Below are 21,053 nucleotides of genomic sequence, written 5' to 3'. Positions count from 1 at the left end.
GAGGCTTTCATGGCCGGCTTGGAACTTCGCAACATCGCCAAAAACTACGGCACGGTCTCGGTCATCGAAGGCATCAATCTCAAGATCGACGATGGCGAGTTTGTTGCTCTCGTTGGCCCCTCGGGCTGCGGCAAATCGACGATCCTGCGGATGATTGCGGGGCTGGAGGATATTACCGGCGGCGAAGTCTCGATCGGCAACGACGTTGTCAACGACCTGACGCCGCGCGAGCGGAACATTGCCATGGTGTTCCAGTCCTATGCGCTTTACCCGCATATGAATGTCTACCGGAACATGGCGTTCAATCTCGAGCTTGCGGGCAAGCCAAAAGCCGAGATCGACAGCCGCGTCCGCCAGGCCGCGCAAATGCTCGAGCTCGAACCCCTGCTTGATCGCAAGCCCAGCCAGCTCTCCGGCGGGCAGCGCCAACGCGTCGCCATGGGCCGCGCTGTGGTTCGGGACCCTTCCGTTTTCCTTTTCGATGAACCGCTGTCCAATCTCGATGCCAAGCTGCGTGTGCAGATGCGCTCCGAAATCAAGGCGCTCCACAAGAAGGTCGGCGTGACGTCCGTCTATGTGACGCACGACCAGGTTGAGGCGATGACGCTGGCCGATCGGGTCGTGGTTCTCAACCGCGGCGTCATCCAGCAGGCCGGTTCGCCCATGGAGCTTTATCGCCAGCCTGCCAATCTTTTCGTCGCCGGCTTTATCGGCTCCCCAGCCATGAACTTTTTCGACGCCACCGTCTCGGGCAACACCGCGCGCACCGCGGGGGGCGAGGTTTTCGCCTTCGAGCCCGGTCCAAAGGTGTCCGACGGAGAAAAAGTCACCGTGGGCATCCGCCCCGAACATCTGCAGCTGGGCAGTTCTGGCATTTCCGGACAAGTCAGCTTCGTTGAACCGACGGGAGGGCAGACCTTCGTCACGGTTGATGTCTCGGGCCAGCCGGTGGTCGTGACCGTAAGTGGCGAAGAGACCATCAATCCGGGTGAGAGCCTGAACATCATCACCAATCCGCGCCAGACCTACGTCTTCGATAGCCGAACCGGCGAGCGGGTGAGCCTTAACTGATCGAGAACCACGCCTCGTTCGTGACAGTGAGCTGTCTCAGCCCAGTCACGAACGAGGCGGCTTGCGATGTGGAGATCTTACCGCCGCTCTCTCACTGATATTGGGGAAGCACGAGCCCAGGACCAGGATCTTCAGTCCATTGGTTTTCGCGCCACTTTAGGCTGGCATTGGCGCTCAAAGCCAGGTCGATATTTTGTCCCGCATACCAGAGAATTCCCTCGACGCCTCTGGCTGTTAGCGCCGTTGCACCTCTGAGGTCGCCCGACCGGTCCAGTTCAACCCGGACACCAGCGGGGAAGCGGCACAGCAATTGGCCATTGCGGTAGATTTCGCCGCCATCTTGCGTGTTCAGCAGTTCGAACCGCACGCCGCCGATCGTCCGGGCATAGGCGGTTTCCCATGTTTCGTGCCTATGAAGGACTGGTTTGGGCAGAACGCTCGTAAACCAGACCGCCCCATCGGGTCGCGGCAGGATCCCGGACAGGCGCTCGATGAAGTCGAGCATGGTTAGGATCGATGGCGAATATTTCTCCGTAAATCCCGCAGCGCCGGTGAAAGGGTTCAGGGTCTGCGGAAAGCGGTCAGCCTCGAACAGCGCCGCCAGCGTCGGCTGCATGATCCAGGTGAGTTCGGTGTGGTGGCCATGATGCTCGAAGGCATGGGGCGTCCGGATCAGCGTCAGGAAATTGCTCGGGCCGGCCCAGCTATTCTGCGCGAAATTGGGATCGAAGCGCGGATCGTCGAGGGCAATAGAGGTCAGCGGGAATTTGGCGAAGAATTTTGCCGTGTTGAGCAGGTAGCGCTCGAGCGCGGTGCGGAATTGGCCGGAAGTACCGATCTCGCAGGCGAGCACCCGCAGAAGAACGTCGGACTGGACGCGGACGGGCCTGCCGTGGCGATCACGATCATAAAAGAACTGGTCTTCATCATCAAAGCATTGGGCGAAAAGCGCAGCGCGGCTGGCATCGGCTTTGGTGTTCCAGGCTCTGTTATCTTGTCCCAAAGCCAACGCCATCCGGCCGAGATAGTCTCGCTGGCAGGCGATGTTGGCGGTTAGGTCAGGCGCGATGAACGGGAGGATGGGGTTATCCGGGTCGCAGCGCGTCGGATCGTTGCCGAACGGGCTATCAGGTACGTGCCAGAAGCGCGACGAGAGGTCGTGGCCCGTGTCATAGGTCGAAAAGGCTTCGACCGCGCCAGTGCCCAACGTATCGCGATAGGTCGCGAGCCAGGTGTCATAACGCGCCATGGCTGAGAACATCGAATCGAGCCAAGTCTTTTCGAGGCCGTTCAACCGATAGTGGTTCCAGACCGAGCGGGCGAGGGGGCTGACAAGCTGGATCTGGCTGAAGCCCGCACCTTGCGGCGTCAGCTTATAAGGGAAAAGCCCATCCGCGCGCTGATACTTGGCGAAGGCCGAGAAAGTTGCCGTCGTGATCGAGGGGAGGAAGCGGGTGAGGATTTCGGCATTGATGGTGCCGGTGCTTTCAAGCCAGCAGCCGTGATAGATGCCACCTTCATGAAGGATCGGCGTGTCGTCGGCGGCCGGGGCGATGCAGTCGAAGAGCTCGCGGACCGCCTGATAATATCGGTCGGTAAGGTGCTGATTGCTCGAGGCAAAAGCGACGCCTGAAGCCAGCCACTCGTCGAGCAGTGCCTCATCGGCAGGTTTTGCTAGCGGGCCGATAAGGGACGCGGTCTGCTGATTGCGCAGCGTGTCGAGAATGCTGGAGGTCACGCAGGGACCTCGATGCGTGAGCCGTTAGCGTCGAAGACATGAGCATCGCGGCCATTGAGGCCCAAACTGACTTTATCGCCGCGCGTGTGCTTGGCGTGGCCGGGGGCCTGGGCGAGCACGGTTTGTCCATCGGCAAGGGCCACGTAAACGAAAAGTTCGCTGCCGAGATATTCAACGAGCGTGATCGTGCCCTCGATGGTGACGTCGCCTGGCTCGCCGATGCGCAGGTGTTCGGGGCGAATGCCGACGGTGACGTCGCCCGTGCCGACCGACAGAGGCAGGGTGCCGAAGCCGGTGAGGCTAACGTCTCCGGCTGTTGCCCTGCCCTTGATCAGGTTCATTTTGGGCGAGCCGATGAAGCTTGCGACGAAGAGGTTTTTGGGGCTGTTGTAGAGCTCGTAGGGCGTGCCGACCTGTTCGAGATTGCCCTTGTTGAGCACGGCGATCCGCGTTGCCATGGTCATGGCTTCGGTCTGGTCGTGGGTGACGTAGATCATCGTCGTGCCGAGGCGATTGTAGAGATTGGCCAGCTCCACCCGCATCTGCACCCGCAGTTCAGCGTCGAGGTTCGAAAGCGGCTCGTCGAAGAGGAAGAGCTGGGGTTCGCGAACAATGGCGCGGCCGATGGCGACACGCTGCTTCTGGCCGCCGGAAAGCTGGCGCGGCTTGCGGTCCATCAACTCGTTGATCTGGAGGATGCGCGCCGCCTCGGCGACGCGGCGGTCGATCTCGGCTTTGGGCATGCGAAGATTGGAGAGGCCGAAGGCAAGATTCTTGCGCACGCTCATATGCGGATAAAGCGCATAGGACTGAAAGACCATCGAGAGATTGCGCTGGCTGGCAGGCAGGTCGTTGACGATGCGATCGCCGATGCCGATCGTCCCATCGGTGATGTCTTCGAGCCCGGCGATCATGCGGAGCAGGGTGGACTTGCCGCAGCCCGATGGGCCGACAAGGACGAGAAATTCGCCCGATTGCACGGCAAGATCGACGCCGTGGACGACTTCGAAACCGGAATAGGATTTGCGAACCTGGCTAAGGGTAACGGACGCCATGAAAGCCTCTTTACTTTAGTCCGCTCATGGCAATGCCGCGGATGATCAGACGCTGGAAGATGATGAAGAAAAGGATGATCGGCAGGATCGAAAGGATCGACATGGCGAACATCGGGCCATATTGGCTGACGCCATCGGAGCTGATGAAGCTGCGGAGGGCGAGGGGGACGGTGTAGTCCTCGATATCGTTGAGGTAGACGAGCGGCCCCAGAAAATCCTCCCAGGTCCAGATGAACGAGAAGATCGCGGCTGTCGCCATGGCCGGCAGCGAGAGCGGCATGATGATGGCCCAATAGATCTTGAAAGGTGAACAGCCATCGATCATCGCCGCTTCGTCGAGTTCGCGCGGCAATTGGCGGAAGAACTGGATCATGAGGAAAATGAAAAAGGCGTCGCCGGCGAGGAACCGCGGCACGATCAGAGGCAGGTAGGTGTCGACCCAGCCAAGGTTCAGGAACAGGAGGTATTGAGGAATGAGGACGACGTGATAGGGGATCATCAAGGTCATCATCATCAGGGCGAACCAGAGCGTCTTGCCTGAGAATTCGAGCCGGGCGAAGGCATAGGCGGCAAAGGAACACGAGATGACATTGCCGATCACCGAGAGAACGGTGACGACGGTCGAATTCCAGAAGAACCGCGTGAAGCTGACGGGCAGGGCATTCCAGCCTGCCCAGTAATTCTGCCACTGGAACTCGCTGGGCCAGAGCCCGAGATCGCCGAAGATCTCATTGTCGGGTTTAAGGGAGCTCGCGAGCATCCAGAGGAGGGGATAGACCATGATCAGCGAGGTGATGATCAGGAAGATGTGCTTGAGGATAGCCGAGCGTTTGGCGCGCCTGGCCTTGGCCTCGCGATAGGCGCGGGCGATCTCTGCAGTATCGAGGGCACTGAGGGTGGTGTCGGTCATGGCTCAGCCTCTCTCGTTCTCGTAATGGACCCAGTATTTCGAGGTCCAGAAGGCGATGGCGGTGAAGGCGGCGATGATCAAGAGCAGCACCCAGGCGAGCGCCGAGGCGTAGCCCATGCGGAGGAAACTGAAGGCCTCGTTGTAGAGATAGACGGTGAAGAAGAGGAGACTATCGAGCGGCGCCCCGGTGCCGCCCGAAATGATGAAGGCGCCGGAAAAGCTCTTGAAGGCCTCGATCATCTGCAGCACCAGATTGAAGAAAATGACGGGCGCAAGAAGCGGCACGGTGATCGCGAAGAATTTGCGCACTGGGCCCGCCGCGTCGATTTCGGCAGCCTCGTAAAGCTCCTGCGGAATGGCGCGGAGGCCAGCCAGGAAGATCAGCATGGGCGAGCCGAACTGCCAGATGGCAAGAACGATCAGCGTCCAAAGCGAATATTTTGGATCGGAAAGCCAATAGGGACCATCGCCACCGAAAAGGCGCAGGATGGAATTGATGACGCCGTCATAATTGAACAGCTGGCGCCAAAGGATGGCGACGGCGATCGAGCCGCCCAGAATGGATGGCAGATAAAAGAGCGCGCGGTACCAGCCGATCGCCCGAATGCCTTTATCGAGCGCCATCGCGACAAAAAGCGCGAACATCAATTTCAGCGGTACCGAAACGGTAACGAAAGTGAACGTGACCTGCAGCGCTTTCCAGAAGCGCTGGTCCATCTGGAACATGTAAAAGTAGTTGTCGAGCCCGATCCACTGGGGCGGCCGAACCACGTTGTATTTGGTGAAGCTGAGATAGAGCGAGGCGAGGATCGGCCCGATGGCGAGAAAGAAAAAGCCGATAAGCCAAGGAGATAGGAAGGCATAGCCGGCAAAGTTTCGTTTGAGGAATTTATGCATCCAAGCCTCGTCGAAAAGAAACCCCGCCATCGCTCGAAAGCGACGGCGGGGCATGGCCGTGGTCAGGCGCGGGCCAGTATGGCCTTGGCCTGATTGAGGAAATCGGTCGCGACCTCAGGAATACTGCGCTCGCCCAAAAGCACCGACACGGCCAGGCGCTCGAAAGTCTGCTCGACTTCACCCGCCCCAGCAGGCGGCGGAGCAGGCAGAGCGGCGGTCTTGCCCTGGATCTTGTCGAAGAAATCGACCGAGACCTTTTCAGCCGGCGACAGGTCGGGTTCGAGCGCAGCGCGCACGTCGGCATTGGAAGGAATGCCGCGCTCGAGGCCAAGCACCTTGGTCATGTCAAGATCGTTGACGAAGGCGCTCATATAGGCGGTGGCCGCTTCGGGATTGGCGCTGTCGCGGGTGAGGCAGACGAACTGGCTCGGCTGAATGACGGAACCCGGGATCATGTCCGGCGTGTTCGGATAGACCGCAGCCCCAAGTGTATCCTGCATCAGGCCCTGCACACCGACGAGCTGATTGCTCCAGAGATAGGTCATGGCCGATTTGCCGGTGACGACGCCGAGTTGGCTGAGTTCAGAAACGCCGGCAAGGGCTGCCGACTCCGGCCCCGGAGGGGTGCCGCCGGCATCGCGGATCGAGCCCCAGGTGCTCCAATACTCTTCGACGATTTCCTGGGTCGGCCCATAGGAGCCGTCCTCGTTGTAAAGATTGGCGCCCTTTTGCACGGTGAAGTCGGAAAAGTTCTGGTAGTCGGCGGTGTTGTCGTCGGTGCCGGCAACGCCCGTTGCGTCCTTGATCGCCTTGGCGATGTCTTTCAACTGATCATAGGTATAGGCATAAGGATCGAAGGTTTCGCCGATATTGACCCCGGCCTCTTCGAAAAGGCGCGTATTGTACATCGCCATATGCGAATTGGCGCCGATCGAGAGCGCATAGAACTTTCCGTCGACCGTGCCTGCATCGATGGCACTCTGGTCCATTTTCGAGATGTCGAGGCTTTTGCCGACATAATCATCGAGCGGCACGACAGCGCCATTGGCGATATATTCGAACAGTACGCCATAACCCTGCTGGATCACGTCAGGCATATTCCCGCCGGCGATCTGGGTCGTGAGCTTGGTGAAATAGTCTGCAAAACCGAGTGTTTCGCCCGAGACTTTGACGCCGGGATTTTTGGAATTGTAGATATCGATCACTGCAAAGGTGCGCTTGTCGCGCTCCGGATTGCCCCACCAGAAATGGCGGACGGCTGTGTCCTCTGCGAAAGCCAAACGCGGCATGGCCGAGAGGGCGATAGCCGACCCGGTCACGCTCAAGAAAGTTCGTCTCGTGAATTTGCCCATCGTGTTCCTCCCTTGAGCAATTTTGATTTCGGAGCGGCATTCCGCAAAAGCGACCGAAATGGATGGTGATGAACGTACCTCTCGCCGGCCTAGAGGCTGCGTTCGGCTAGAGTTGGTCAGTGTTGGGGAGAAGATAAGAAGAGGCCGCGCGCAAAAGCGCGGTGCCTCCGAAGCCGGGCCGCATCATTGAATGCGCTGATGACCATTCCATCCTCCCGCTGCCCCGTTTGGGGTCCAGATGCGGCGCTGCTGGGAAGGGGATGTCCCGCCAACCGCGACCGCACGGTTGAGTTCTTTTTGCGGGCAACTCAGAAGGTCGATACGAACATCTGTCCGTGGTTTAGACGGTCAGACAGAAGACGTACCGCGTAGCGCACGCTTGACCACATACCCTGGCTGGGCCCTTGGGCCCATGACGTGTCTCCGGCCGTTCCTGAGAGGTTTATCCCGCTCAGAGGGCGGCAACATCGCCGCAACTTCCATACAAGTCAAGGGGGCGATGGCCGCGATGGTGTTGTTGGATGTCGCGTGGGGGATGACACAAGGGAGCCAGCACATTTGACCAAGCGCGGTCGATCTTGCGGCTTTGCGCCTCTCATGCCTTCATTTCAATTCGCAAAGTCAGTTTTCGGATTTGCGAAGGCACTTGAAGAGATAGGGGTGGATGCGTGTCCGATATTCGGCGTTATCGGACATTTTGCCTCCATCGCCGTTGTGTGGGACCAAGGATGATGGGCGCAAAGCCAGACCTATTATTTCAGCCGCATGACCCGACAGTACTTGCCCTCTGATATGCACCCCGAAGTTGGACCACCCGGCCGGGAGATTTTCCAGCAATGTTCTCACGATGGACCGGATGCGCCGTAGGCATTTATGGACGATATCGGCGGCTTGTCGCCGATGGCGCTGTATGGGCGGACTTCGTTGCAGTCTTTGCGCCATTCCTCCATTTTGCCCGTGTGTCGCCGAGGCCGAGGAGCCAGTGCTCGTTCGGGCCCTCGGCTCGAAACTTGCCGTTGAAGCGTTCGATGAAGGCGTTGTCCGTTGGTTTGCCTAGCGGGCTGAAAGCGAGCACAACGCCCCTCTGGTAAGCTTACAGATCGAGGCCCCTCCAGGGCCTGATCGACGCGGACTGCGGATAGCCGATCTGTGCGCAGACCTCTATCAAAGCTAAAAGGAATTCCGCGCAACGATAGCTGATCCGGGGATCGATCGCCAGCGAGAACCGTGACGAAGGGTCCCCGATGGTCAGTAGGGAGCAACGTTGCACGCCAAAACATATCCATGCTGAAATGATATGAGGGACCTGTCTGCCGCGATAGGAGTAGCCCATAATTTCGTGTGAGACCTGTCGGGGGGCTCGACCAGGAGGGTTAGAGTGTTTGTCATTTCGTCGGCTACCTCGGAAGACCGAACCATGTTATGGCAGATTAACGCAGTCCCAGGGGCGAACAACGCATGGTGCATACACAGACAACTCTGCGGCTGGGATGCTGATCTACAGCGCGCTGTAGCATTAGCGTAGTCTCAATCTTGTGTGTGACGTCCTCGCCTGCAGCAACTCTCCAGCCGTGCGGTGACGGGGTTTCGTTCGGTGGACCGTAGTTATCCAATATTGACTGATAATACAGCTATGAAACTACGCTTATTTGACGGAACCCCATAGAAAACATGACACAAATTGCATTCTTTGCGCTGTGTCTTGCAGGGCTGGTTTGGTTCTGGGCCCGCAAGAAAACAGATCCCGTAGCGGTAGCCTTCGCCTCCGCTTTAATTTATTTCGCGCCAGGGTTCTTCGGCTGGGCGTCTATTCCTGTAGGCAACGGCGCAAGCGTCACACAGCAACTCGCCTCAGAGACATACCTAGTGATGGCTTTGGTAATCGCAGCCATAGTCGCCACAACATTTGCTGTTGACCGCATCCAGATTAGAGCACTTTCGGTGCCGCAGTCCACGACGTTCGTGCCCACCATATTGCTGGGAGTAGTAGTCGTCGGCACTGCTATGTCGCTATCTACGGTCGGTGTTTATTACCTGTGCGAGAAGAACGTCATGCTCGCTCAGATAGACGGGTGGTACTATCTCGCTTCCTATGCACTGCCGCTTGCGGCTGTTTCAGGACTAATTACCCGCCAATATTGGATCATGGGCATTGCGGCACTTTTTCTCATGATGGAGGTCTATATCGGCTTCCGTACAGGGGCTGCGATCACTTTAATCGGTGCTGCCATGCTTTCCGGCCATCGAATTTTCCAAGGCGGTAGACAGGCAGCGATAGTCATAAGCGCCATCCTCGCCTGCGGCGTAGCGCTCTTCCTCTTCCCTCAGGTCGCCTATACTCTCAAGTACCTGGTGAACGATGCCTGCCCCATCGAAATGGTTAGAGTGGTGCCTTTGCCCGCCACCCCCTTGAACCTGGACGAAGGCCAAGTCGAAACGCTGTTTGCACACCTCGGCACAGCCGCGCCGTACCTCGAGGCAATCTTACACTCTGAGCCTTTCATTATTCAGTCAGTACTAAACTCCGTTATCGATCATGATTTTACCACGGACGCGAGCTACTTGCTACTGCAGATAGCGACTGGAATTCCCGGTGCCGTCACAATATTCGGGCTGCCGCCCGAAGCGCCTGTGAGTTTCAATCAAATGTTTCAGCCAGTCCTCTTCCCTGACATGACCTATGGGATGGCGAACTCGCCTTGGGCACAAGCATACGCTGCCGGAGGATTGCCGATGGTTGGGATTTTCGTTCTCAGCTTCGTGATATTATTGGGGATACTTAACGTGGTTTTCACAGCCAGCGCCGGCACTTTGAAGGGCGTCGTTGCAGTGGTCGCAACGTGGCTGGCTTTCTATTTTCACCGGAATGACTTGCTCGCAGAGGTTGGCATTTTGAAGCAGGTGATCTACACATCGATCTCTGCGTTCATCATTGCAGCAGCTGTATGGGCGATCCTGAGGATGGCGCACAGAGGCAAGGATGCACCTTGATCCGATCTGCGCGATCTCCAGCCGCTTTCGGGCGACGTGCTGATAGGCAAGCCGCGTTCAGACACTAATTCTGATTGCAGCGTTAACGCGGCCGACAACCTGTCTGCGCCAGCAATACTGATATTCTTGCGGAGCACGCTCGGGCGACATCGGAAAGGAGCAGGTTTCGCTTTGGTGTCGAACATTCATTAGCGCCTGCCGCCTCAGCTATATCGTAAGCGGCGTGGTGCCCCGCGTTCCGCCATATTGACGATCATGAGATTGCGCGCGAATTGCCTGTGAGACTGGAGTTTGGCCGTGGATGCTCGACGGGCTTTCTCACAATGGCATGAGATGGAGCGGTAATCGGAAGTGGCCCGAATATATGAAGGCGCGGATTGTCGATCCAGGAGCGAAAGTGCGCGAAGTCGCGCGGCGGCAACCGACCGTTTTGCCAAACACCACCAGAGACACGAGTAACGCCAGAGGGTGGGATGTGGATGATACGTTGCCGCATGAACCGATGCTCGGCAATCAGGTCTCATAGCATTAAGCGTTTGACCTTTGTGCCCGCCTAGTGTTTCACCGTGGCCGTTCCGAGGGGAAGAAGTTGATGCATGGTCACTGGATTCCTGTGCGCGGCGCCGCATTGGTTTTGTCTGTGTTATGTTTACTACTGTTCCAAACTGGCATCTATGCTTATGCAACAAACGGGATTGAATTCTCTTCCATTGTTCCGAGGTTGTTCTACTATGGTTTCTGGGCCACGTGCGGGCTAGCCACTGCCACTGTAGCATTTCCGGATCGCTCTTTGCTTCCCGAGATGGCTCCGCTTTACCTGGTGCTCTTAGCAATAGCCGTCTTAGCCACAATTCATCCTCCGATAGGTGTGGCCAGCCGCAGTCTCATCATGTTGGCGATTGTAGTTTCTATTTTGCTCTCTCTGTTGGTGGGGGCGGCCTCGTTGTTACCGTTTAGAATAAGCGCAATTTTGTCTTGCGTGGCGGCGGTTGCGCTTCTGACGGAGATGTATTTCCCCGGCACGTTCTCGACCACCGTCGGCCGTTCAGCAGGCTTACTTCAAAACCCGAACGTCGCTGGTTCGGCTCTTGTCCTCAGCGGCACAGGCGCATTTCCATTTGTGCTTAGGAAGTGGAAAGGAGCCTACGCAGTCGTTACTACTGCGGGAGTTCTGGCGACTGTCTCGCGCACCTCACTTTTAGTTCTATCCGTTGCTGCGGCGCTTTCTGCTTCCATTTGGTTGTGGCGGAACCGGCGTAAACCTTTGCGACTGGAACGAGGAGAAATTGCGCGCACGGCCGCAGCCGCACTAGTATGCTTTGGCCTTATAGGCTTCGCGTTTAAGATTAACGAGGTGGTTTCGACTGCTGCTACTAACTCCGCGTCGACTGCGCTCACGGCGATAGCGTCACTTAACGAGGTTGAGACTTTCGGTGGCGGCAACATTGACAGCCCTCCTGCCACTGAGGCTGAGAAGCAGAGAGAAGCCGAAGTGCGTAAGGCCAAAGCCATGGAGGTTGCTGAAACGCTTGGTGACGTAGATTCCGGCGCGGCTCGCATAATCTTGATGACCAATGCCCTTCAGGAGATGACTTTGTTGGGCCAGGGCGCAGAGAGGGCGCACGAGTTAGCCCCTCATAACCAGTATTTGTTTTTTGCAGTTGCTTACGGCTTGGCAGGAATAGCTCTTGCTGTCGCACTGGCAGGAGTCGTGGTATGGCTCAGTAGAAGTAACCCACTTTTCGCGCTTGCCTTCGTTGGTATTATGGCTTTTACTCATGATCTTACCGTCTTGGCCATTGCGATACCGGTTGCTGTAGGATGCGCGGGTGGAGTGGTACTGAGGAAGCAGCGACTTGAACCAATAATCGCGTAGACTACCACTAGGTTCTGTTGATAAAGTCAGGGTCCAAATCTTTGCGGCGGCTAATCCTGGCGCACGGCGTTGCAATAGTATCCTTTGTTGACTAAGAGCAAGTACGGCTTCCCACCGGCATCGCCATCAAGTCAGGACGGCGGCACAGTCGAAAGCCTCCTCGCCCGTCAGGACAAAGCCAAGAGGGCGTCCCCTGGCCGTCTGAGCGAGCGTGGATTTTGCACGTAAAGCCGCCGCGTGATCGACCAAAAGTCTCTTTATAGGTCCCACTTTTGCACCCGCTTCCTGGCGATTACCGCCAATCCGTGGCCGACAAATCCCCTTATGCCAACACTGGCTCCAAAAAAGCAGTCTTGAACCGCGGCAAGCCCGATTTGGAATCTACTTTGTCAACACGAGCTGGTCGGTAAGCGGGTAACCGGGGCCGTTATGGCTTGAAGTTCCAGGGCATCAGTTCGGCAATCTGGCTGTTGGGCCAGCCGCCGGCGATGCGGTGCAGCGTCTGGGTCAGCCATGCGTGCGGATCGACGCCGTTCATCTTGGCGGTAGTAAGCAGCGTTGCGATTGTGGCCCAGGCTCGCCCACCACCATCGGAGCCGGCAAAGAGCGCATTCTTGCGGGTAATGGTCTGCGGACCGATTGCGCGTTCGACGATGTTGGAGTCGATCTCGATACGACCATCGGCGAGGAAGCGCTTTAGGGCGTCGCGGCGGCTCAGGGTATAGCGGATGGCCTCGGCCAGTTTGGATTTGCCAGACAGGCGCTGCAGCTCCCGGTCCAGCATTTCGAACAGCTCGGTGACGATGGGGCGGGAGCGCTCGGCCTGGATGCTGGCGCGCAGTTGGGCATTGTGGCCGCGGATATCCTCCTCGATGGCCCAGAGGGGCGCCATCGCCTTGACCACAGCGCTGGCAAAGGGCGAGCCATCGCTGGCATGCAGGTCGAAGAACTTGCGCCGCGAATGGGCCCAACACCCGGCCAGGGTCATGGCATCATTGGCGCCACGATCCTTGCCCAGCCGATTATAGGCGGCATAGCCGTCGACCTGCAGGATACCGCGATAGCCATCCAGATGCTGGGCGACGCAATCGCCTGATCGACTGTCTTCGAAGCGATAAGCCACCATCGGCGGTCCTGATCCACCGAATGGCCGATCGTCCCGGGCATAGGCCCAGAGCCAGGCGGTCTTCACCTTGCCCGAGCCCGGCGCCAGGGTCGGCAATCGGGTCTCTGCAGCGCGGCAAAGTGGGTGAGATTCAGCGTCAATCAGGATGAGACGGAGCGGTTGGTGTGTGTCGCAGGGAGGGCGTAGTCCGACCGGAGGCACATACAATCGCTTTGCCCGATTTCGGGGTCTGTGATCACGGCCGTCCCATTAAAGTGGTGGTTTTCAGGATTGGGGAACCACCTTTGTGCCGGGGCGCCATGTAACCGATCATCAGATGAGGCTTTTCATGAAGCTCAGACAAAACCACACCATCGAGACAGCGTCAGCCAAGGCCGGGATAAGCCGCGCGACAGGTTACCGGCTGGTACAGGACCCGCTCTTACCGTCTCAGAGGCGAGAACCCCGAGGGCGCCGGCGGCTTGACCCTCTGGAGCACATTTTCGAGGCTGAAGTTGTGCCACTGCTGCAGGCAGCACCCGGGCTGCGACCTGTTGCCATTTATGAAGAACTGCTGCGCCGGCACCCCGACCTGCAGCCGGGCATTCGCCGCACGTTAGAGCGTCGTATTCGCGCCTGGCGCGCCATCCATGGTGCAGAACGAGAGGTCATCTTCCGGCAGGTCCACGAGCCGGGACGGATGGGGCTTTCGGACTTTACCGACATGGGCGGGCTTGGCGTTACCATTGCCGGGCATCGGCTTAATCACCTGCTGTACCACTTCCGTCTGCCATGGTCCGGCTTTGAACACGCCCATGTCATTCTGGGTGGGGAGAGCTTTGTTGCCCTGGCCGAGGGGCTGCAGAATGCCTTGTGGTCAGCCGGCGGCGCTCCGCATTATCATCGTAGCGACAGCCTCTCGGCTGCCTTCCGCAATCTCGACGTCCAAGCAGCATGCCATCCACGAAAACCTCGATGGCCGTGCCGTCCGCCGTTCCGGTCCCCGTCGTGCTCGTGCTTACCCGTTTTACTTTGCCCTTGCCGGCCGCCTCGGACCGCCAGCCGAACAGCGAGAGCGCGCAGCCGGAACCGCTGGCGGAGATGCCGCGCCCTCTCCTCTATAGTTTTCATTTCAGCGACCCACCGGGGCTTTGACCGACGCCAAATGCGGAACGGCGAGCTGCTGCAGAGCATCGTTCGTCAGGCCGAACCGCTTTACGGTGCCGCCATTTCACGTTTCTGCATAATTGGCAGCGAACGCCAGTAGATTGCCTCTGCCGGCGCGAGTGCCTAAGGCTTCGACGGCCGCAAGCATGCCTCGCTCGAGCGCAGCGTGAAGACTGTCAGCGCTCTTCTGATCGAAGTCGGTTTTCAGCACCCTGCCCCACATGTAGACGATCCAGCCGACGGCCGCCGTTGCCGCTGCCGACACTAGAGGCCCGACAAAGGCGAGTGCGATCTGCCAGCCGATCTCTGCGACTAGGCTGAGCTCGACCCGGAGCCCCCAAAGAATTGCTGCGGGCGTGTTTGCGGAATCGGTGCTCCATTCGGCCAGACCGTTGCCACCTCGGGCGCCGCTTGCCCGCTCAGCCACTGCCAGGCAAAGACCGCAATTGCCATGATGGCGATCGCAGTCACTGGTAGCCAGCCGGGCCGCACTGGCGCCGCTGGCATCGGCACAGTTGGGATAGGCACGGGGTCGACTACGACTGGCGCGGAAATCGGCGTGCTTTCTGCAGCTAGCACCTGCCGAAGCACCGCCTCGACAGCTTCGGGCTTGACCAGCACCTTGTTGAGCTTGTCGCCAGCGTAGTAGGTCTGGCCACGCTTCAGCTGTCGATGCGCACCCTTGATCGCCGAGAGAACCGGCAGCGACGCCCATTCCATGGCCAGCCGATTGCCGAACTGCGTCATGGTGATATTGCCAGCGACGAAATCGAGATAGCCGCGGCGCTTGAGCAGATGAAAGGCCATGCGGTCCTGCAGGGCGGGAGAGAACTTTTCCTTGCCGGTAAGGCTCATTTCGCCCTCGATATTGCGGAGCGTTTTGGGTGCATCGAGCGCGTTGCGCATGAACTGCGCGGCGCCGGCCGCTGAGGAACCATAAAGCTTAGACCAGGTCGCCTGCGCTGCCTCGACCTCGTCAAGCGTCATCGATGTCAGCTTCTTCGGCAGCTTGTCCTGGTTGTGCCCGAAGATGACTTCATAGCATTCAGGCTTCGCGCGCCCCGTCTCCGTCTTGTAGATGAAGTCGAGCAGAAGCGCCGCGCCGGCCGGCACGGTTGCATTGGCCATATCGGCCTCCTGTGATGATGAAGATTGTAAGATCAGGCCATGGCTATGCGCGCGGTCGAAGCCGCGTTCATTGGCCATAAAGGCCTCCTGTGGTGATTGGTGTTGAAGGAGGGTTAGAGCCGTGGCAATGAGCGGCTATGAGCACAAAGCCAGCCTATCGCCCTGATATCGACGGACTTCGCGCGGTCGCGGTACTTTCGGTTGTCCTTTACCACTACGGGGCGACTTGGCTGCCTGGTGGCTTCACTGGTGTCGACGTATTCTTTGTCATCAGCGGGTTTGTGATTACCGCAAAGCTGCGGAAAGAGATGGAAGCCGGGGCGTTTTCCATTCTCGGATTCTACGACGGCCGGGTGCGACGTATCTTCCCAGCGCTCCTGACGATGCTGGCCGTGACCATGGCAGCCGGTTGGTTTATCCTTATGCCAGGCGACTATGCCACTCTCGGGGAGAGCGCAGCGTTCGCCGCTTTCGGGCTCGGGAACCTGTTTTTCCTTTGGAACTCCGGATACTTCGACCAGGCATCGGAACTGCAGCCTCTGCTGCACACTTGGTCGCTCGGTGTCGAAGAACAGTTCTATGTGGTTTGGCCGCTAATCCTTTGGCTGGCTCTACGCTTTTTGCGCAGCCCTATCGCTCTCGCGGGCCTTTGCCTCACTATCGTTGTAGGCGGACTAATCTACGCGCAATATCTTGTTAGCACCGACCCAACAGCAGCCTTCTATTTGGCCTTGCCTCGATCCTGGGAATTGGCAGTCGGCGCCGCCCTAATCTTTCTTCCCGCAGTTCATCACCGATTGATGGGCAACATCATGGCTGCGGCCGGTGCTCTGCTGATCGCCTACAGCCTGCTTTTCATCCAAGCCGATGGCGCATTTCCCGGGCTGGCTGCCGCCTACGCATGCTTTGGCGCAGCCCTCATCGTTTGGCCTAAAAACCACACGCTAATGTCCGCTGCGCTTTCTTTTAAGCCGATCGTTTTCATCGGGCTCATCAGCTACAGCCTCTATCTCTGGCATTGGCCAGTGCTGGTGCTCTATCGACACTACGCGAATGGAGACATGCCAAGTACGACGGCGAGCACTGTCCTTGTTGGTATATCGGCGCTTTTTTCCGTCATAAGCTGGCGATATGTCGAAATACCCTTCCGCTCTCGATCGGCGTTGGCCCTCAGTGCTGCGAAGCTCGTTCCTTCGGCCTTTCTCATCGCCGCACTGGTATCCTCCAGCGGACTCCTAATTTCCACATTCCAGGGTTGGCCTATTCGGGTCACGGAAGAAGCAACTCGCCTCAACGACATCGACGCGATGTGGGCTTGGCAGTGTCCTGCACAGGTAATGCCAACCGGCAGTCCGAATGAGCGATGCTCTTTTGGCGCTGATTGGAGTTCCTCAACAAATCGGGCGCTTCTTTGGGGTGACAGTCATGCTCAGCACCTCGTGCCGATCCTAGATGTAATCGGCAAGGAAGAAGGCATATCGTTCATTTTACGCGAAAGTTGCCCCGCAGCGTTAGGTCTAAGCATCCATCGTGAATGGCCTGCCGTGGCCAACTTTCGGTCGCAGTGTCAAGATGTACAGAAAGACATGGAGGCTATCCTAGCTTCTGATTCATCCATTAGGACAGTTGTGCTTGCTAGTTCATGGGCTAAGCTAGCCGGTCACCGCATCTATTCTGACGATCAAGCCAATGCCGGTCTATCACATAACGAGCTGATCCGGATCGGAATATCCGAAGTCGCGAACCGCATTACTCGCCTTGGGAAGAAGGTAGTTCTCGTTGAAAATTTGCCATATCCCGGCAGGAACCTGACACGGTGTGCCGCTGGAAAGGCTAGCGGCTTATTTCGAGCCCCATGCCCTACCAACATCGATGCCAGCTCTCGGCCTGATGAGCTTGCAATAAGCGATGGAATGCTAGCTTCTCTGGCTCGAGATGGGCTGACAGTCGTGTCGCCAAAGACGACAATGTGCCATGCCGACGATTGCATAAGCACTTTCCGTGGCCAATTGATATGGCGAGATGCCACACACCTACGTCGAGATTTGCCTGTTGCCGCCTACCAGCAGCTGGGTGAACTAACGGGGCTAGCTGCTGCACTCAAGCCTGATTAGCGAGCTATGCGGACGCTCGATTAAAGAGATTTGTGACCGTACCGGTGTGGATATTGCCGAGCACGTCAAGCGTGGTCAGGTCCGCGTTCGTCAATAGGAAAATCGGTCAGGAGCCTGGCCATGATGCCAGGCGCCTTCGCGCGAAAAGTCGCTTCCGCGATTGCATTGGCCATGGAGGCTTCCTGTGATGTGGGGAATTTGGATCGGCGCTTAGGCCGCAGCATGTATCCTATGGCTTCGCTGCCCTAAGTAGCCGATTGCTCAGGCTTGTTTTTCGTGCCAATCACCCGATATGGACAGCCCCAACCGAGTGAAAGAAATTTATGAGTTGCGCCAGCTTAGAGGGCTCGCAGCCCTGCTGGTCTTTTTCTATCATGCGATGCATTCCGGTCGCACCGCCATTGGCATCACCGGCTGGCCAGTAGCGGACTTCCCGCCTCTAGCCGTCCTTTGGGAAGGCCACAGCGGCGTTTCGCTCTTTCTCGTTCTGTCGGGCTTCATTCTGGCCATCGGAACCTTTGGTCGAGAGTTCAACTATGCCCGCTTCTTGGAACGACGCCTGCGCCGGATAGTGCCTCTGACCGCTATCGTCCTGCTGTTCGGGCTTTACGCTGTGCAGGACCTTGATTTCGGTCAGGTATTGGCCTCCACCCTTCTTCTGCGGAACACTCCTGCCGCATTCAACGATCCTTCGGGGATCACCGGAACGCTTTGGACGGTTTCGGTCGAGTTTCAGTTTTACCTCGTCGCGCCGTTCATATTCGCAGCGGCTGGCGACCGGGGATTGAGATTTCTGATACCGGCAATGTTTCTGCTGTTTGCAATGAAACTCATTGTCCTGCTACCGTTTTGGGACCAGGGCAAAGAGCTATATCGGATCAACTACTTCACCATAGTTGGTAGAGCGAACCAGTTCCTGATCGGGGTAGGCCTCGCCTACGCCGTTTATCGTCGCCCTCCTGATAGATCGAAAAAACTTCTATGGTGGATTGCTTTAGTGGTGTCCGCCGCTGCGGTGATGTTTTTGCTCTGGACGGTCAACTACGGAGGGGGTGTCACCAATTTCAGGCGTTGGCATCTCATACTGCCCGAGTTTGAGGGCTTGGTCTGGTCTGCCTTTCTGGTCAGCTTCTGGATGGCCAATCCAGTTCGCTGGCCCCCGGCGGCTCGGTCGCTTGCCAATGTTGGCACGGTCAGCTTCGGACTGTACGTTCTTCACTACGCCGTTCAACGTGCCTTCTGGCTGAATTTCAGCCAAATACCAGGCAGTGAGGCTGTCACCAACTTATGGCAAGTGGGGCTGATCAACTTGGCGGTGCTGGCTTTCTGCCTCGCATTGGCCTCAGCCTCCTGGTTCTGCATTGAGAAGCCGTTTGTGAACGACGACAAACGAAAGCCCTACGTCAGCTAGATTCCAAGCCTAAACAGCCAGGGGGCAGAATAGGTGCCAATGACAATGTCGCCACCCGCGAGGGCATGCGCCCATTTGCATCCGCCTCCATCCAAAACAATTTCATCAGCAGCACCACTTAGAAGGTCGATGACCAGGACGCCCTGCGCAGCGCAGGCGTACGCTTTGCCATTAGAGACGAACACATTCGATTGGCCACTGGTTAAGTCGCGATATCTGTAAGTTGCGACGACCGCGTTCGTCGCAGGATCAATTTTCGCCACGCCGCTCCGGCCATTGGCCCAAATGAACCCGCCGCCGACGCCCAAGCCGTAAAGCCCATCGACGCCACAGTTGATGGTAGCCAAAGTCGCCCCGCTTACTGGGTTAATCCGCTTAACTTGACCAGAGGTTTGCACAACTGACCAAAGTGACCCACTCAAGAACTCCAAGGGAATATTGGCTGAACGTAAGCGCGTAGCCGAGGCCGTTAGGGCTTGAAGTTCCATGGCATGAGTTCGGCGATCTGGCTGTTTGGCCAGTTTCCCGCGATGCGCTTGAGGGTCTGATTGATCCAGGCGTTGGGATCGACGCCGTTCATCTTGGCGGTGTCAGCAGCGTGGCGAACGTGGCCCAGGTCTGGCCACCACCATCCGATCCAGCGAAGAGAGCATTTTTGCGGGTGATGGTTTGGAGCCTGATGGCGCGTTCGACAATGTTGGAATCGATCTCGATACGACCATCGATAAGGAAGCGCTCGAGCGCTGCTCGGCGACTGAGGGTATAGCGGATGGCCTCGGCCAGTTTGGACTTGCCTGACAGGCGCGGCAGCTCCCGGTCCAGTATGTTGAACAGCTTTGCCACGATGAGACTGGAGCGCTCTGCCCGGATGCTGGCACGCAGTTCTGGATCGTGGCCGCGGATATCCTCCTCGATGGCCCAGAGCGGTGCCATGGCCTTGACCACGGCGCTGGCAAAGGGCGAGGCATCGCTGGAGTGGAGATCGAAGAACTTGCGCCGCGCGTGTGCCCAGCACCCGGCAAGGGTCATGGCATCATTGGCCCCGCTCTGCTTGCCCAGCCGGTTATAGGCAGTATAGCCATCGACCTGCAGGATACCGCGATATCCATCAAGATGCCGGGCGACGCAATCGCCGGACCGAGAGTCTTCGAACCGATAGGCCACCATAGGTGGTCCTGATCCGCCAAAGGGTCGATCGTCCCGAGCATAGGCCCAGAGCCAGGCGGTCTTCACCTTGCCCGAGCCCGGCGCCAGGGTCGGTAACTGGGTCTCGTCGGCAAAGATCCGCTCGCCCTGTTTGATGGTGTGAAGGACGTACTGGGCCAGCGGTTCGAGTTCGAAGCCCAGCCGCCCCATCCACTGGGCCATCAGCGAGCGGTCCAGCTCCACGCCATCGCGGGCGTAAATTTCCTCTTGCCGGTAAAGCGGCAAGCCATCGGCATATTTGCTGACCGCCACCTGGGCCAGCATCGCCTCGGTGGGGATGCCGCCGACAATCAGGTGATCGGGCGCCGGCGCCTGCACGATGCGGTCTTCGCCGTCAGCCAGGCGATAGGCGTATTTTGGACGACGGGTGGTCCTCGGACTTGATCCGGGGATGACGCGGAATGTGGCAGGGGGCACATCGAGCCGTTCGGAGACGTCTTCGCCAATTCGGACGGCCTCCAGACCAACGCAGTCGGCCGGCACGTCTGGCTCGATAACCTGCTCGATCCGTTCCAGGTGTGGAGCAAAGCCTTTTCGCGGCCGCGACGGGCGGGGAGCGGTACTGTTCCTGTCGCGTGCCTCCAGCCCAGACTTGATCTCCTCAATGCCGGTTTCGATCTCGTCAAACCCGAAAGCCATCTGCTCATCGTTGAGCGGGTCGTGGCGTAGCCGTTCAGAGCGCGTGCCGTATTGGGCGCGCTGCAGCATGGCGACGATCGAGGTCAGTCGCGCGATACGCTCGTCGGCCGTGGTGTTGATGACCTTGAGTTCGGCGATCTCGGCATGGGCGGCAGCGATCATCGCCTTGAGCGCGTCAATGTCGTCTGGGAGCTGTTGCGGATCGGTCGGAGCCATGACCGCATTATGGCATAAAACACCCCGGATTGCCTGGGGTTTTGCGTCACTGAGTCAGTCTGCCGCAGGCTTTTACCCAGCCGACTGCGGCCGGCTCTCAGTCACCGCGTGCACCCGTTTCCAGTCCATACCCTCCACCAGTGCCAGCAGTTGCGCATGGCTCAGGTGGATCCGGCT

General features: G+C 58.2%; 14 protein-coding genes and 4 pseudogenes. 6 read left to right on the top strand and 12 right to left on the bottom strand.

The window, feature by feature from the left end; genetic code table 11:
• The first annotated feature begins 9 nt into the window (after positions 1–9).
• Positions 10–1,071: an ABC transporter ATP-binding protein gene (locus tag VW35_RS15865; RefSeq protein ID WP_046144075.1), complete on the top strand. Its 1,062-nt coding sequence runs from the start codon at positions 10–12 to the stop codon at positions 1,069–1,071.
• A 91-nt stretch (positions 1,072–1,162) separates the two neighbouring features.
• Here the strand turns inward: VW35_RS15865 and VW35_RS15860 are convergent, their stop codons facing one another.
• The 6 genes from VW35_RS15860 to VW35_RS22305 form a co-directional block, all read right to left on the bottom strand.
• Positions 1,163–2,809: an MGH1-like glycoside hydrolase domain-containing protein gene (locus VW35_RS15860; protein ID WP_052951792.1), complete on the bottom strand. Its 1,647-nt coding sequence runs from the start codon at positions 2,807–2,809 to the stop codon at positions 1,163–1,165.
• Positions 2,806–3,864, bottom strand: a complete 1,059-nt coding sequence (locus VW35_RS15855; protein ID WP_046144074.1) for an ABC transporter ATP-binding protein — start codon at positions 3,862–3,864, stop codon at positions 2,806–2,808. The genes VW35_RS15860 and VW35_RS15855 overlap by 4 nt, the downstream gene beginning before the upstream one ends.
• A 10-nt stretch (positions 3,865–3,874) precedes the next feature.
• The gene (locus VW35_RS15850; RefSeq protein ID WP_046144073.1) at positions 3,875–4,774 is read right to left on the bottom strand and encodes a carbohydrate ABC transporter permease; all 900 of its coding nucleotides are present in this window, start codon (positions 4,772–4,774) and stop codon (positions 3,875–3,877) included.
• A gap of 3 nt (positions 4,775–4,777) precedes the next feature.
• Positions 4,778–5,671 (bottom strand): carbohydrate ABC transporter permease, encoded by an 894-nt coding sequence (locus tag VW35_RS15845; protein WP_046144112.1) that lies wholly within the window; start codon positions 5,669–5,671, stop codon positions 4,778–4,780.
• 62 nt (positions 5,672–5,733) lie between these two features.
• A complete protein-coding gene (locus VW35_RS15840; RefSeq protein WP_046144072.1) occupies positions 5,734–7,023 on the bottom strand; it encodes an ABC transporter substrate-binding protein in 1,290 nt (429 codons plus the stop codon).
• An 871-nt stretch (positions 7,024–7,894) separates the two neighbouring features.
• Positions 7,895–8,098, bottom strand: a complete 204-nt coding sequence (locus tag VW35_RS22305) for an integrase core domain-containing protein (protein ID WP_083982904.1) — start codon at positions 8,096–8,098, stop codon at positions 7,895–7,897.
• Between the two features lie 596 nt (positions 8,099–8,694).
• On the opposite strand from VW35_RS22305, the gene VW35_RS15835 reads away from it, so the two are divergent.
• Positions 8,695–10,014 carry a hypothetical protein gene (locus VW35_RS15835; protein ID WP_046144071.1) on the top strand — a complete coding sequence of 440 codons (1,320 nt, stop codon included), beginning with the start codon at positions 8,695–8,697 and terminating at the stop codon, positions 10,012–10,014.
• A 592-nt stretch (positions 10,015–10,606) separates the two neighbouring features.
• Positions 10,607–11,890, top strand: a complete 1,284-nt coding sequence (locus VW35_RS15830; protein WP_152662625.1) for a spermidine synthase family protein — start codon at positions 10,607–10,609, stop codon at positions 11,888–11,890.
• 59 nt (positions 11,891–11,949) lie between these two features.
• On the opposite strand, the pseudogene VW35_RS22300 reads toward VW35_RS15830, so the two are convergent.
• Positions 11,950–12,182 (bottom strand): annotated as a pseudogene (locus tag VW35_RS22300) (IS5 family transposase); the annotation flags it as partial.
• A gap of 135 nt (positions 12,183–12,317) precedes the next feature.
• Positions 12,318–13,127, bottom strand: a pseudogene (gene tnpC / locus VW35_RS15825) (IS66 family transposase); the annotation flags it as partial.
• Between the two features lie 175 nt (positions 13,128–13,302).
• On the opposite strand from tnpC (VW35_RS15825), the pseudogene VW35_RS21070 reads away from it, so the two are divergent.
• A pseudogene (locus tag VW35_RS21070) lies at positions 13,303–13,947 on the top strand (IS21 family transposase); the annotation flags it as partial.
• Positions 13,948–14,226: 279 nt separating this feature from the next.
• Here VW35_RS21070 and VW35_RS21750 read toward each other — a convergent pair.
• Both VW35_RS21750 and VW35_RS20735 read right to left on the bottom strand, forming a co-directional pair.
• A complete protein-coding gene (locus VW35_RS21750; protein WP_046144067.1) occupies positions 14,227–14,427 on the bottom strand; it encodes a hypothetical protein in 201 nt (66 codons plus the stop codon).
• A 47-nt stretch (positions 14,428–14,474) separates the two neighbouring features.
• Positions 14,475–15,368, bottom strand: coding sequence for a lysozyme family protein (locus VW35_RS20735; RefSeq protein WP_052951791.1), 894 nt, complete (start codon positions 15,366–15,368; stop codon positions 14,475–14,477).
• Between the two features lie 59 nt (positions 15,369–15,427).
• On the opposite strand from VW35_RS20735, the gene VW35_RS20730 reads away from it, so the two are divergent.
• The gene (locus VW35_RS20730; RefSeq protein ID WP_052951790.1) at positions 15,428–17,404 is read left to right on the top strand and encodes an acyltransferase family protein; all 1,977 of its coding nucleotides are present in this window, start codon (positions 15,428–15,430) and stop codon (positions 17,402–17,404) included.
• 310 nt (positions 17,405–17,714) lie between these two features.
• Positions 17,715–18,815 carry an acyltransferase family protein gene (locus VW35_RS15795; protein WP_161796929.1) on the top strand — a complete coding sequence of 367 codons (1,101 nt, stop codon included), beginning with the start codon at positions 17,715–17,717 and terminating at the stop codon, positions 18,813–18,815.
• Here VW35_RS15795 and VW35_RS15790 read toward each other — a convergent pair.
• Positions 18,812–19,162, bottom strand: a complete 351-nt coding sequence (locus VW35_RS15790; RefSeq protein WP_152662624.1) for a hypothetical protein — start codon at positions 19,160–19,162, stop codon at positions 18,812–18,814. The two genes, VW35_RS15795 and VW35_RS15790, sit on opposite strands and share 4 nt — an antisense overlap.
• Positions 19,163–19,284: 122 nt before the next feature.
• Positions 19,285–20,876, bottom strand: a pseudogene (gene tnpC / locus VW35_RS15785) (IS66 family transposase).
• Between the last annotated feature and the right edge of the window lie 177 nt (positions 20,877–21,053).

It is taken from the genome of Devosia soli (genome assembly GCF_000970455.1).
Lineage (GTDB): Bacteria > Pseudomonadota > Alphaproteobacteria > Rhizobiales > Devosiaceae > Devosia > Devosia soli.
Note: the sequence above shows the minus strand (reverse complement) of the source record. Positions and strands in the feature narration are given on the sequence as shown.

Excerpts from the sequence above, each read along its gene's own strand:
- VW35_RS15865 (WP_046144075.1), top strand. The coding sequence starts at position 10 with ATGGCCGGCTTGGAACTTCGCAACATCGCCAAAAACTACGGCACGGTC.
- VW35_RS15855 (WP_046144074.1), bottom strand. The coding sequence starts at position 3,864 with ATGGCGTCCGTTACCCTTAGCCAGGTTCGCAAATCCTATTCCGGTTTC.
- VW35_RS15850 (WP_046144073.1), bottom strand. The coding sequence starts at position 4,774 with ATGACCGACACCACCCTCAGTGCCCTCGATACTGCAGAGATCGCCCGC.
- VW35_RS15845 (WP_046144112.1), bottom strand. The coding sequence starts at position 5,671 with ATGCATAAATTCCTCAAACGAAACTTTGCCGGCTATGCCTTCCTATCT.
- VW35_RS15840 (WP_046144072.1), bottom strand. The coding sequence starts at position 7,023 with ATGGGCAAATTCACGAGACGAACTTTCTTGAGCGTGACCGGGTCGGCT.
- VW35_RS15835 (WP_046144071.1), top strand. The coding sequence starts at position 8,695 with ATGACACAAATTGCATTCTTTGCGCTGTGTCTTGCAGGGCTGGTTTGG.
- VW35_RS15830 (WP_152662625.1), top strand. The coding sequence starts at position 10,607 with ATGCATGGTCACTGGATTCCTGTGCGCGGCGCCGCATTGGTTTTGTCT.
- VW35_RS20735 (WP_052951791.1), bottom strand. The coding sequence starts at position 15,368 with ATGGCCAATGAACGCGGCTTCGACCGCGCGCATAGCCATGGCCTGATC.
- VW35_RS20730 (WP_052951790.1), top strand. The coding sequence starts at position 15,428 with ATGAGCACAAAGCCAGCCTATCGCCCTGATATCGACGGACTTCGCGCG.